The organism is Rhodococcus sp. MT28, from assembly GCF_058792695.1.
Genome location: NZ_JBXAFD010000003.1, coordinates 737,902 through 751,001, shown reverse-complemented (window position 1 = coordinate 751,001; position 13,100 = coordinate 737,902). Strand labels below are relative to the sequence as shown.

Sequence of the window (13,100 nt, the reverse complement as noted above, 5' to 3'; positions counted from 1 at the left end):
GTGTCCGAAGCTGGTGTGCCGGACGTGCTGCTCGAGGGTGATCTGACTCTGATCGGTCAGATCACCACGGCGAGCAACGCCACGCTGGTATGTGAGTCGACTCTGGGGGAGAAGTCCACCCGCGTGGTCTACAAGCCGGTCCGGGGTGAACGCCCACTGTGGGATTTCCCGGACGGCACTCTGGCGGGGCGTGAGGTCGCGTCGTACCGCGTGTCCGAGGCGCTGGGTTGGGGAGTGATTCCGCGAACAGTGTTGCGGGACGGCCCTTTCGGTCCAGGCATGGTGCAGCGATGGATCGACACCGTCGATCGCCGCGCGGATGGATCTGGTGGACTCGAGATGGTGGACCTGTGCAGTCCCGGCAACGTTCCGCCGGGGTGGTTCGAGGTCCTGCAGGCCTTCGACTCGGAGGGTGAACCAGTCTCCCTGATCCATGCGGACGATCCACGGCTGCAGCGAATGGCCGTTCTGGACGTCCTCATCAACAACGCCGACCGCAAAGGTGGTCACGCCCTCGAAGGCGTCGACGGCTCGGTGTACGGCGTTGATCACGGAATCTGTCTTCACTCGGAGAACAAGCTGCGGACCGTGTTGTGGGGGTGGGCCGGGCAGCCCGTACCCGGTGCTTTGATCGCCGACGTCGCCGAATTCGCGACAACTCTCGACGGGGATCTCGGCGACGAGTTGTCCGAACTGATCACCGAAGAGGAAATCGTGGCCTTGGCGGTGCGGGCGATGCAGTTCGCCGAGTCCGCTGTGATGCCTGAGCCGAACGGCCATCGAACGATTCCCTGGCCGGCCTTCTAGTCGCGAGACGTTTCCTGCTGTTCGCGAGTTGCCGTCAATCCGGGTGAGCGAACCAATCGCAGTAGTTGTTCGCGCAGCGCGGCGACATCCCCGACGCCGACGGTCAACGCCGCATCTTCCTTCTCGAGCGTCAGTAGTCGCTCGTACGTCAGTCTTCCGGCGTCGGTTATCGCGATCACGCGCCGACGCTCGTCCCTCGGATCGGTGTCACGAGTGACGTAACCCGCTCGTTCGAGACGGTCGATCGTGCGGCTCATCGTCTGATCGGTGACGCGGGCGTTCTTCGCGATGTCGCGTTGAGACGCCGCCCCACCGGCGATCGAGTGGAGCACGATCAGGCCCGCGTGCGTCATGTCCTGAGACCGCAAGACCTTCTCCCACGAGTGCTCCACCAGGCGTGCAGCGGTGGACAACAGCCGGCCGGTGGGCCAGTCGTCCAGGCCGTCGCTGCTCATTTTTCTGCCTTCCGTTTGCAATTACTCAGCATGCTGAACAAAATAGTCGGCAAGTCCTCTGCTGCCGATCCCTGGAGACCCAGTGAGCACACCAGTACAAAATCGTCCTGTTCGTCGCCTTCGATGGATTGTGCCAGCTCTCCTCGTGATCGGCTGGCTGGCAATCGGAGGATTCGGCGGTCCGTTCGCCGGAAAGCTCAGCACGGTGCAGCAGAACGACAACACGTCGTTCCTGCCCGCGTCGGCCGAAGCGACCGAGGTGGCAAAGCTTCAAGAGAGCTTCACGGACACGCGCTTCGTGCCGGCCATCATCGTGGCGGAACGACCGGGTGGCCTCGAGCCCGCCGACTCCACCTTCCTTTCCCAGACCGTCGATTCGTTTGTCGGTACCGAAGGATTCGGCGACGCCTCATCGCCGCCGATCCCGTCGGCCGACGGCCAGGCACTCCAGATGTTCCTGCCGGTCGACAGCACCCTCGAAGTCAAGGACAGCGTGAAAGCGCTGCGCGCGGCGCTGGAGTCGAGCCCTGACGGACTGACAGTCAAGGTCACGGGCCCCGCTGGGCAGGTTGCGGATCTGTCGGCAGCATTCGCCGGTATCGACGGATTGCTGTTGTTGGTAGCCGGATCCGTCGTGATCGTGATCCTGATCATCGTTTACCGAAGCCCGATCCTGCCGTTCGTGGTGATCTTCTCGGCGATCTTCGCACTCGGATTGTCGAGCTTGCTCGTGTATCTGCTCGCGGACGCGGACGTCATCGCACTGAACGGTCAGAGCCAGGGCATCCTGTTCATCCTCGTGTTCGGTGCCGCCACCGACTACGCGCTACTGCTGGTCTCTCGTTACCGGGAAGAATTGCGGATCGAGAAGGACAAGTACGCAGCAATGCGCACTGCGTGGCGCGCGACGCTCGAACCTGTCGCAGCGTCTGCAGGAACGGTCATCGCGGGCGTTCTGTGCCTGTTGCTCTCCGACCTGAACTCGAACCGCGGACTCGGTCCGGTGGCCGCCATCGGTATCGCCGCGTCCTTCCTCGCATCGATGACCTTCCTACCTGCTGTCCTGGTTCTGTTCGGGAGGACGGCGTACTGGCCGACCAAGCCGAAGTTCGATGCAGACCGCGAGCACCACGACGAGGCGAACGATCACCGGTTCTGGGCCGGGCTCGCTGCTCGAATCGGTAGGCATCCGCGCCGCTTCTGGGTGGCGTCGACTCTGGTGCTGGTGATCTTCGCGATGATGATGCCGCAGTTCAAAGCCAGCGGTGTCTCGTCGTCCGACATCTTCTTGCTCGATGTCGATTCGGTTGCAGGCCAGGAGATTCTCGGCGAGCACTTCGACGCGGGTTCGGGTTCACCGGCCGTGGTCATCGCGAATGCAGACCAAGTGGATGCCGTTGCGGCAGCCAGTCGCGTGGAGGGTGTCAGCGACGTAAGCGTCGTGCAGAACGGGGGAGCGCCTCTGGTTGTCGACGGGCGAGTCTCCCTGCAGGCGACGTTGACTGACGCTGCCGACTCGCTCGAGGCCGAAGACACCATCGTGCGACTGCGTGATGCAGTTCACTCAGTGGAGGGCGCCGACGCATTGGTCGGTGGCGTCACTGCGACCGACCTCGACACGAAGACCACCTCGACACGGGACCGGACACTCATCATTCCCGTGGTGATCATCGTGGTGTTCGTGATTCTCTCGCTCTTGCTGCGTTCGCTTCTCGCACCGCTGCTTCTCATGGGCACCGTTGTGCTCTCGTTTGCTGCGACACTGGGCATTTCGTCGCTGGTGTTCGACCACATCTTCGGTTTCCCCGGCGCGGATCCGGTGGTCCCGCTCTTTGCGTTCGTGTTCCTCGTGGCTCTGGGAATCGACTACAACATCTTCCTCATGACGAGGGTGCGTGAGGAAGCGCTGAAGATCGGCACCAGGGCGGGCGCTCTGCGGGGACTCACGGTGACCGGCGGGGTGATCACATCTGCCGGAGTTGTTCTGGCAGCAACCTTCTCGGCGTTGGCGGTGATCCCGCTGTTGTTCCTCGCCCAGATCGCGTTCATCGTGGCGTTCGGTGTCCTGCTCGACGCTCTGATCGTTCGATCCTTGCTGGTCCCGGCCTTGACCTACGACATCGGTCAGAAGATCTGGTGGCCGAGCAAGCTCGCGTCGACGCCCGAACCAGAGCAGGATCAGCCAGCACCTTCCCAGCCTCAGAGCAGTCTCCACTAGGCTCGGCAGCATGCAGTCTTGGTCCGATACCGCACTCCCGTCCGTTCCCGGTCAGGGGCCGCCGTTGCGGCTGTACGACACAGCCGACCGTCAGGTTCGCCCCGTCACCCCGGGCGAGAAGGCGACGATGTACGTCTGCGGCATCACCCCGTACGACGCCACCCACCTCGGCCACGCGGCCACGTACCTCACGTTCGACCTCGTGAACCGCATCTGGCGCGACGCCGGACACGATGTCCACTACGTCCAGAACGTGACCGACGTGGACGACCCGCTGTTCGAGCGAGCCAATCGCGACGGCGAGGACTGGATCGTCCTCGGCATGCGTGAGACGGCACTCTTCCGCGAGGACATGGAAGCGCTGCGTGTGCTTCCGCCGAAGGACTACATCGGCGCCGTCGAATCGGTGAACGAAGTAGTCGAGTTGGTGGAGAAGTTCGTGGCGTCCGGTGCCGCGTACATCGTCGACGACGCGGAGTTCCCCGACGTCTACTTCCGTGCCGACGCGACCGAGCAGTTCGGCTACGAGTCGGGCTACGACCGCGCGACGATGGAGAAGTTCTTTGCCGAACGCGGCGGAGATCCCGATCGCGTCGGAAAGCGCAATCCGCTCGACGCACTTGTCTGGCGTGCGGAGCGTCCGGGCGAGCCCTCGTGGCCCTCACCCTTCGGGCCGGGTCGCCCCGGCTGGCACATCGAATGCGCGGCCATTGCACTCAACCGCATCGGCTCCGGCTTCGACGTCCAGGGCGGTGGCAGCGATCTGATCTTCCCGCACCACGAGTTCTCGGCTGCGCATGCCGAATCGGCAACGGGTGATCGCCGATTCGCGCGTCACTATGTGCACACCGGCATGATCGGTCTCGACGGCGAGAAGATGTCGAAGAGTCGCGGAAACCTGGTCTTCGTCTCCAAGCTGCGCGGCGAGGGGGTGGACCCAGCGGCAATCCGTCTCGGACTTCTGTCCGGCCACTACCGCCAGGATCGCGCGTGGACCGATCAGGTCCTCGCGGATGCTCAGTCGCGCCTGAAGGTGTGGCGCGAGGCAGCAGCTCTCGGTTCTGCGCCGTCTGCCACTGACACTGTTGCGCGTTTGCGTCAGCACCTGGCCGACGATCTCGACACCCCGAAGGCGCTCGACGCGCTCGACGGTTGGGCCCGCCGCGCCATCGAGGGCGGCGGATCCGACACGCAGGCACCCGGCGATTTCGCCGATGCCGTTGACGCCCTACTGGGTATTTCGCTTCGCTGAACCCCTGCTGTGCGCCTTTATTAACCGCCCGCGGTTAATAAAGGCGCACAGCAGTTTCTAGGCGTAGTCCAACGCACCTTCGGCGGGTGTCGGCACCCGGCGCCGTAGCGGCGAGCCCAATGCCCTCGCCAGATCCGTTCCGTCGTGCTCGGCGAGCAGCTCACCGTTCGACCAGACCAGCAGCGCGGCGCTGACAGCCTGTTCGGCCGTGGAGTGCGCGAGGTCGTAGTGCGCACAGCCGGGGACGTCTGCGTACGTGATCCACAGGTCGTAGCCGGTCATGAAGAGGTCCAGGTCGAACTGAACGCTCAAGCCGAGAAGCTCGCTGCGACCGTTGTCGTCGACACCGGCGAAGGCCTCGTCGAGTGCCAGCAGACGCGGGGCGTGCGGGTCGGCCGAGTCCAACATGACGTGCGCCGCGGCGAACAAAGGAAGGTGCAGCGAGACGGACTGCTCGCCACCGGACAGCGCGCTGTGCCGCGCGACGGTAAGACGGTCTTCCTTGCCCTCACCGCTGATGAGGGTGAACGAGAACACGCGCCATTGACGGTAGTCGAGCGCCGAGGACAGAATCTCCGGGTACGAGCGTTCGGGGTGCGCCGCGCGGGCGGTACGGATCTGCGTCGCGAAATGTGCTCGCAGAGTAGCTAGTTCATCGACGCCGAGGGCCGACGCGTCTCGATCCAGCAGCTTGGAGATCGCCCGCGAGCTGTCGTCGAGGTTGTCGGCGAGCACCCAGTGAACGCCGATGGTATTGCCTGAGGACATCCGACGCTCACGCATCTCGGTGCCCATCTGTGTGATCAACTCGCGTGCGTCGACCGTGCGCTCGTGGATCTGCTGAGCCAATCCGGTCAACAGGGCATCTTCGAGAATGCGACGCTCGGATTCGGTGAGCAACTGCTCCTGATCGCCGCGAGCGTCGTGGATCCGCGTTGCGAACTCGCCGATCGACGAATAGCCCTGATCGTCCTGGACTCGTACGACGGTCAGCCCATCCGGTGCATCCCACTGCAGACGGTAGTCCTGTCCGGCCGCTGCGAGTTGCGCGTCGAAGTCCTGCAACGCCGAGGTCAGTGCCGTGCGGGTTGCCTTGCGGGCTCCGTCGGTGACTCGGACTGCCGAGGTCGCAGCCTCGAGCGCTCGGTACAACTTGTCGACGTCTTCGGGGAGGACGGGCGGGTGGGCTGCGTCCTCGCTGCGATCTTCGTTCTGGATGCGGTAGACCAACTGATCGGGGCTCATCCACGCCGCTGAACTTGCCGGCCAGCTCAGATGTTCCTTGACGCCCAACAACTCGAGAAGGTCCGGGCGCGCGTAGGGTGCGAGTCGCTCTGCATCACTGCGGGTTTCGGTCAGGGTGTGACGCAAGGTCTCCACGGCGGTGTTGTACGCACCCTCCGCCGTGCCGATCTGGAGGACGGCGGCGTCGTATGCCTTTCGCGCCGCACGCTGTTCGACCTTGCATTCTTCGATCTTCGCGCGGGCTTTTGCCAGGTCCAGGTCGATCTGCTCGGCGCTGGCACCGAGGGTGTCGCGCAGCGTCTCGAGACGCTGCACCTGCTGGAGCAGACTCTCCTCGGCGATGGCGGCTTCCTCGGCGAATTCCTCCGCATTGGCGCGTGATTCGTCGAGACGGTCGCGAGACTCGCGTTCGAGTTCGACTTCCTTGGCATGCTCCCGTCGGCAGCGCAGCGCCAGTTCGCCCTGCTTCTCGAAATGACGGATCGCCGCCGCGAGGGAATCGAGTTCACGGCCGATATGCGGCGTCCGGTGCTGCGACGCCGTCGCTCGGAGTTGCTTTTCCTTCGCCGCGAGATCAGCGATCGCCGCATCGAGTTCGCGTTGTGCCGTTTCCGTGGCCTCCGAGCGAGTACGGAGTGCGCCGGCAGATTCGGTGACCGTCTTGAGTGCGCGCAGGATCGAACCTGTCTTCGGCAATTCCTTTGCCGCAGAGTTGATCCGGCTCAGTTGCTCGTTGGTCTGCGCCACCAGTGCCTTGGCCGTATCGACTGCCGCGGCAAGTTCTTCCAGAGCCGCATCGATCTCGGTGATCCGAGCCTCGCGTCGACGCGCCCGTGCTGTGGTGCCGATGTACTCGGCATCGGCCTTGACGTGCCGGCCACGCGCGACGCCCTGCCAGAAGCGGCCGTCGACGCCGATCGCGACGCTTGCGTCGGAGTCGCCCGGCGCCTCGACGAGACTGATCGACGCGAGAATGTCCTGTACCCGAGCGTCGGGTACGTCGGCATTGCCTTCGACCTCGAGGACGTCGGCCAGCGTTCGTCCCTTCGGACGCTGCTTGACGGTCAGAGCCGTCAGGAACTGCTCGCTGACGTGCTCGGGAATCTTCTCGTCCGGGCAGACCCAGCCGTCGAGCAGATTTGCCGCTTGGAGTGCGGATTCGATTCCCGTGGCCACGTCTGGTTCGACGGAATCGGCGAAGCGCACCAACTGCCATAGCGGTGCACCACCCAGTTCGCTGCGGTTGTCGGTGCGTGCGTGGAAGGCAGGCGGAGCGTCGTCGTGTTCCGCCGAGACGGCCTTGCGCTCGGATTTGAGAGCCGCGATGGAGGCGTGTGAGGCAGATATTTCAGCTTCGGCCTCACGTCGACGCTCGCGCAGCGTCTCGGTGCCGGCTTCGGTGTGCTCGGCGAGAACTGCGGACAGCGCCGGAGCGTCTTCGTCGCCGACTTCGGCGAGCGCCGCGTCGAGAGCCTCGAACAGCGACGTGTCGGCGCCGACAGCCGAAAACAGGGAGGAGTGATCGGTCCACCACGCGCGCAGCCCGCTGGCGCACTGACTGCGTGCGAGTTCCACGGCAGCTTCGCCCTCGAGTACAGCCGCCTTGGACGCTTCGAGCAGCTCTTGTCCACGGCGAGAGCTGTTTTCGGCCCGGGTTCGTTCGGTCGCCGCCTTCTCGACGGTCGCCAGTGCGGTGCGGACGACGCGTACGTCACCGTCACGCTCCTCGGCATGGCCACGGACTGCTGCCGTGATCTGGTCACTGCGTGAGCCGTCGGGCAGGGGAGTCCAGACGATGCCGGCGTCCTCGGCTGCTGCCTGAAGTTCGTCCTCGGCGCGCGAGAGTGCTTCGGCCGCACGCTTGACCGACGATGCAGCCTTGTCGGCTTCGTCGCCGCGTTGAGCGAGTGCGGCCTGCGCTTTCCGGGACTTGTCTGCCTGCTGCTCGGTCGAGAGCTTGAGCGTCGCGACGGCCTGGGCGAGGTCGTCGAGTTGCTGTTTGCCTTCGTACGCGCTCGAGCGTTGCAGTGCTTCGACATTGGCGCGCGCGTTCTCGAGTGCCTGCTCGGCCTGGTTGAAGCGCTCCTCGGCTGCTGCCTGCGCCTCACGGCTGCGGGTCTGGGCGAGCGACGACTCGTCCATGGCGGCAACACCTCTGGTGACCGCTGCGAGGCGGGTGCTGACCTGTTCGATCTCTCCGCGAGACTGCTGACGCAGGTACTTGGTGTAGACCCCGATGAAACTCTGGGCTGCCTGATCGGCGGCCGCGAGCCCCTCGAGCGCGCGGCCGACTTCCTCCATGTCGCTGAACGAACGCGCAGCTTCGAGGACCAACTGATCGTCGAGTGGACGGAGACCGTCGGTGAGTGCCTGCGAAAGGCCCTTCGGGTCGAGGTTCTTCGCGAGCTGGGGACGGCGAAGCGTGAGAATGAGATTGATCAGCTGGTCGTAGCGCTGCACTCCGAGACCGAACATTCGCGCGTCGATGGCTGTGCGGTAGTCGAGGGGACGGTCGGTGATGGAATCGCTGCCGAGTTGTTCGGCCAACTGCTTCTTGGTGAGAGGACGATCGTCGTTGCCGATCAGCGAGAAGTCGACTCCGACGCGGCCGTCGGCGACGAAGTACCAGCGGGTGACCTTGTCGTTGGTTCGGGTTGCCCGCATGCCGATTCCCACGGTCACCGACTCGGGATCTTCGAGGGAGCCGCGGCAGAACTCCATCCACACGTAGGAGTGCGCGCTGTCCTGGCCCCGGTAGAGCAGGTTGGACTTCATCGTGCGCTCTTCACCGGCGAACGGATTGAGGCGCCGCGGTTCGATGCGGCCGTCGAAGACGAACGGGAACAGGACCTCGAGGGCCTTGGTCTTGCCGGATCCGTTGGGTCCCCGCAGAACCAGTCGACCGTCGGCGAACGAGAACTCTTGGTCTCGGTAATCCCAGAGGTTGATGATTCCAGCCCGAGTAGGTCGGAAGCGGGCGTTGGTCATACGTTCTCTACCTCTGATAGTTCGCCGTTGGGGGAAGGTTCGGGGCCGAATTCGTCGACCGGATCCGGTGCGGAGTTGTCCACCGCGAAGTCGATCTGAGGATCGCGTTCGCGCACGGAGACCACGACGTCGCGGTACCGGGCAAGGACGGGCAACACCAGTACGCCGCCGTCGACCGCATGCGTCAGGCGCAGACGTTGCAGCAACCCAAGCGCCTGCTTGCGCAGCCCGTTGTGATCGGCCTGCCACTGCGCCGCGAAAGTTCGCCCGAACTGGTCCACCAACTCGGTGGCCTTGTCAGCGAGCCAGTCGTCGTCGATTTTCGGGTACGTGACGGGTGGCGGTGGCTCGGCCGGTTCGCCGGCGGGCAGCACGAAGTCGTCGTCCTCGTCGGCGAGGTCCTCGAAGATCCCGGCCTCGGGGATGGCGGCATCGAGTTGTTCGATCAGGTGATCGTCCGACACGTGCGGGATCGGAAGTTTCGGCAGTTCAGGAGCGTCGACGTCGAGTACGCGGTCGGCAATCTCGCCGGCCAGGAGAAGTGCCACCTGAGCGATCGTTCCGGTGCTCGGGAAGCGGACGTCGGAGAGTCGGCCGGTGGGATCGATCATCGCGATTCCCTCGGCGCGGCGCTCGGCCACCAACCCCGTCAGTAGTTCGACTTCCGACGCGGTCTTGGGCTGCGCCAACGCGATCAATTCGTGCTGATCGAGTTCACCGGCCAGTACGACCGGCCGCTCGACCAGAGCCCGACGCACTCGGCGTCCGATCTCTTTCGCGTCCACAGGAATTCCGTCGTCCTCGGAGGCGCTCGAGGTCTCGACGGCCAGGAGTCCGCGGATGGAGTGTAGGTGCTGCAGGGCGCGCGGTGGACGGAACAGCGCTACGACGACGGAACGGTCGATGTCGTAGAGCGCTTCTCCCGCTTCGGGATTGGACGCCCAGCCGTTTGCGTCACCGTCGGCGAGGGCGATGGCGCCTCTGACTCCGAGCCAGCCCACTGCGTCGACGAAGGCGTCGCGGTCGGACGTACGATCGGTGGAGAGTTCGACGCCGTCGACTTGTGCAGCATCGGCCGCGACGTGATCCGCCAACTCCGACAACGTGATCTGGTTCCCGGCGCGGCCCAACGCGGCCAGGCACAATGCCAGGTAGGCGTAACGCGTGCGATCGAAGGTTCGCTCGGAGGCAGTTCGGGCCGGTGCCGACGGGTTGAGCCGATCCGACACCGTGAACAGGCGAGCGGTGGTCTCTGTCACCTCGAGGCGGTATCCGAACAGCTCCAGTAAGTCGTCACGTAGCTCGGTGGCCCAACGGCGCAAGAGCGGCAACGCAATTCGATCCGGGTACGTCGAGGTGATCAGGTGATTGGACAGAATCACACGCGCCGCTCGTTGGTACGAATCGAGGGCTAGGGGCGTGATCTCGCGAGCTCTCATCGAACACTGACCTCGATGCCGTCGAGATGCATTCGTCCGCGAGCAGTCTTGATGGTGGTCGAACCGTCCGAGGGACTGAGCGTCAGCTTCACCCCGTTCTCACTACCGGTGGAGCTCTTGACGCGTCCCACCACCGGAACGCGCGCGGTCAGTGCTGCATTGAGCAGACTCAGCAAAACTTCGGTCTCCTGCTCGTTGAGTTCGCGCTGATAAACACCGTTCGACGCGAGGGATTGCGCCGCGGCACTGCGCGTACGTTGCGCCGCCAACTGCTCTTCGCGCAGGCGGCGGATGCTGCCGTCGTTGCGGGCGACTTTGCTCGGCAAGCCTGGTGAGGGCGGGCGGCCGGTTTCGGCGAGTGTTCGCGCGATCTCGACCGGCGGTGCCTCCCACCACGAGCGTGAGTGCGAAATGATGTCGGCGTCCGGATGCACCATCGAGAGATGGCGTGGACGACCGAGGTCGAACACTGCCTGGAACAGAGCATGAGCTGCGTCTTCGGACGGCGTGGCGGCGAACCAGCCGGCGAGGTGCCGGAGCTGGCTCTCACGGCTGACGCCGCCGCGACGGGTTTCCGTGACGCGGCGAAGGAGCGCCAGAACCGCGGCGATCGCGCTCATCGTGCCCTCACGTAGACGCTCGGACTCGCTGATCCCCGATTCCGCGGAGACGAACCAGGCGGTCAATCCTCGCCAACGCGCAGCCCAGTCGTCTTCGCGTTCGGTGATCGGGACGAACACCCGTTCGTCACTGGCGGCGGCGAGGCGGATCATGCGATCGACCCCGGTGGATTCGACGTGCTCGATCGCTTCCTTGAGCTTGGGGGCGTAGCGCGCCAGATCGGAGCTGAACTCCCGCATGTGCGTGAGCAGAGCGTCCTTGTGCGTGAGGAAAGCCTGCGGAGTGATCTCCGTGGTCCGTACGAGGTCCCCGAGGGTCAGATAGAAGTGCGCGGCTCGATCAGCCATGTCGGAGAGTGTCGAGTCGAGGCGCTTGAGCTTGCGGAAGATCAGATCGCCGTCGGAGCTTCGGTTGGCCTCGGCGAGTTCGGACATGTCTGCGAGCAGGTCCGGCAAAGCGAGACGCGAGAGCGACGCCGAGTCCAGGCGTGCGGCGAGAACGTCTTCGACTGATCGATAGACCTGGTATCCGGCCTGACCGAACTGGTAGACGAAGTGGCGATTGCGGTACTCGGCCAGCGTGGCCGCGCGGGTGCCGTCGTAGCTGCGCTCGAGGATCTCCCACACGTGGAGCTGATCCAACAGGGGAGTGACCTCTGCTGCCGACAGATCGGCCGCCGGATCCGATCCACCGATCTTCTCGAGGATTTGCGCGACGGCTCCGGCATGCAGCAGGACGGTGTAGTTGGCGCGAGCATGGTCGAAGGCACGAAGTACCCAGAGGTACTCGGCCCGTTTTTCCGCGATCGTGAACGAAAACAGCTTCAGTCGATTGGTGTCGGCGTACGCGGCGTAATCGGGCGCACTCGTTTCTTCCACCATGACAGGGTAGGCGAGAGACGCCCCCTCTTTTTCCTACGGGCGATCCGTAGCAGGGGATGCGGCGCGTCGCCACTGCGATTCGTTCTCGATCATCCATGTGAGCAGGTGCTCGGCCGCCGCCTCGTCGGAGTCCGGGCCGACCAGCAGATCGGCGAACGCTTGGCTGGGGGCGACGATGCGGATGCCGTCGCGGGTGAGCAATCGGTCGAAGGCAGACGGTGAGAGGGGAGCGGTGATCCACACGTCACCGCCGGATTCCACCCGCCGTAGTCCGAGAGCGTCGGCGAACTGATCGACGTTGTCGGCATGGAAGTGGGCACGTCGAGTGGGCGCGTACCGAGCAAAGGGTGCGGCGGCCACCGAGGCGGTACCGGCGTAGATGTGACCGCTGAGCTGACGCAGTTGATCGAAGAGTGCTTCCAACCCGTCCGGCGCGTGAAAGCCGTGAGGCGTCGGCGCTTTGGCCCCGGCCTCAGCCGCCCATTCACGAAGCATCTTCGGCCAGCGGACGTCACCGATCCCACCGCGGGGGAGCCGGGTGACCAGTTCGCGATCCGACAGTGTCTGAACCACCCGATAGGTTGCTCCCGTCGACGCACCGGCCAGGCGCACCAAGGCAGTGATCGCCAGTGGCGCCGCGAAATCGGCAAGCGCACGCACGACGCGAGCTGACGGATCGCCCGTCAACTGTCCGGAAGGACGTCCGGGCCCCCGCCACGGATCGGCGTCGGCTCCGCGTCCACGCACCCAGACGGCGGGTCGATCAGCGGTCAACGACACGTTGCCCGTGGCGTCTGCGTACGAGATCGCGTGGGAATCGAGCTGCCGGCGAACCGGCTCGGACAGATATTTTGCGCACACGAAGCCCGATTGACCGGTGGGGAAGCGATCGGCGATACCGGGAACGTCGCTGCTCAGGACACCGTGAGCGGCGTACACGCCGAATTTGGCCACCGAGCCGTCAGGGGAGCGGAGGTCGAGTCGGAGTGGCGCCTCGGACAGGTCGGGGGAGCGCTGCGTCGACAAAGACCAGGTAGGAGGCAAATTTTCTTCGATGACGGCAACCGATCGCCGAAAAATGTCGATCGGCCGTTCCGGTTCCGACTCAGATTCGCTCATGTTCCAATGGTATCAATATCTGTCGACGACGGAAACACGAGATTTTCCGAATAATGTTCGGCCTGACAGCCTCGC

The 13,100-nt window shown here is 64.6% G+C and carries 8 protein-coding genes; 3 read left to right on the top strand and 5 right to left on the bottom strand.

Annotated features, from left to right (window positions below):
* Nucleotides 1-807 (top strand): SCO1664 family protein, encoded by an 807-nt coding sequence (locus AC1Q6C_RS16060; protein WP_492666703.1) that lies wholly within the window; start codon nucleotides 1-3, stop codon nucleotides 805-807.
* On the opposite strand, the gene AC1Q6C_RS16055 is transcribed toward AC1Q6C_RS16060, so the two are convergent.
* The gene (locus AC1Q6C_RS16055) at nucleotides 804-1,262 is read right to left on the bottom strand and encodes a MarR family winged helix-turn-helix transcriptional regulator (RefSeq protein ID WP_042450996.1); all 459 of its coding nucleotides are present in this window, start codon (nucleotides 1,260-1,262) and stop codon (nucleotides 804-806) included. The two genes, AC1Q6C_RS16060 and AC1Q6C_RS16055, sit on opposite strands and share 4 nt — an antisense overlap.
* A gap of 127 nt (nucleotides 1,263-1,389) precedes the next feature.
* Between AC1Q6C_RS16055 and AC1Q6C_RS16050 the strand changes: the two genes are divergently transcribed.
* Together AC1Q6C_RS16050 and mshC are read left to right on the top strand one after the other, a co-directional pair.
* Complete coding sequence (locus AC1Q6C_RS16050; protein ID WP_225320402.1) at nucleotides 1,390-3,480, top strand: MMPL family transporter; 2,091 nt, start codon at nucleotides 1,390-1,392, stop codon at nucleotides 3,478-3,480.
* 10 nt (nucleotides 3,481-3,490) lie between these two features.
* Entirely contained in the window at nucleotides 3,491-4,732 is a 1,242-nt protein-coding gene (gene mshC, locus AC1Q6C_RS16045; RefSeq protein ID WP_047270508.1) for a cysteine--1-D-myo-inosityl 2-amino-2-deoxy-alpha-D-glucopyranoside ligase, read from the top strand.
* Nucleotides 4,733-4,789: 57 nt separating this feature from the next.
* Here mshC and AC1Q6C_RS16040 read toward each other — a convergent pair whose 3' ends face one another.
* Genes AC1Q6C_RS16040 through AC1Q6C_RS16025 form a run of 4 tightly spaced genes read right to left on the bottom strand, consistent with a single transcriptional unit; the run spans nucleotide 4,790 to nucleotide 13,025 of the window.
* Nucleotides 4,790-8,965 carry a TIGR02680 family protein gene (locus tag AC1Q6C_RS16040; protein WP_492666702.1) on the bottom strand — a complete coding sequence of 1,392 codons (4,176 nt, stop codon included), beginning with the start codon at nucleotides 8,963-8,965 and terminating at the stop codon, nucleotides 4,790-4,792.
* Nucleotides 8,962-10,404 carry a TIGR02678 family protein gene (locus AC1Q6C_RS16035; RefSeq protein ID WP_492666701.1) on the bottom strand — a complete coding sequence of 481 codons (1,443 nt, stop codon included), beginning with the start codon at nucleotides 10,402-10,404 and terminating at the stop codon, nucleotides 8,962-8,964. Before AC1Q6C_RS16035 ends, AC1Q6C_RS16040 begins: the two co-directional genes overlap by 4 nt.
* Nucleotides 10,401-11,906: a TIGR02677 family protein gene (locus AC1Q6C_RS16030; RefSeq protein ID WP_019748531.1), complete on the bottom strand. Its 1,506-nt coding sequence runs from the start codon at nucleotides 11,904-11,906 to the stop codon at nucleotides 10,401-10,403. The genes AC1Q6C_RS16035 and AC1Q6C_RS16030 overlap by 4 nt, the downstream gene beginning before the upstream one ends.
* 33 nt (nucleotides 11,907-11,939) lie before the next feature.
* Nucleotides 11,940-13,025: a helix-turn-helix domain-containing protein gene (locus AC1Q6C_RS16025; protein ID WP_007733759.1), complete on the bottom strand. Its 1,086-nt coding sequence runs from the start codon at nucleotides 13,023-13,025 to the stop codon at nucleotides 11,940-11,942.
* Between the last annotated feature and the right edge of the window lie 75 nt (nucleotides 13,026-13,100).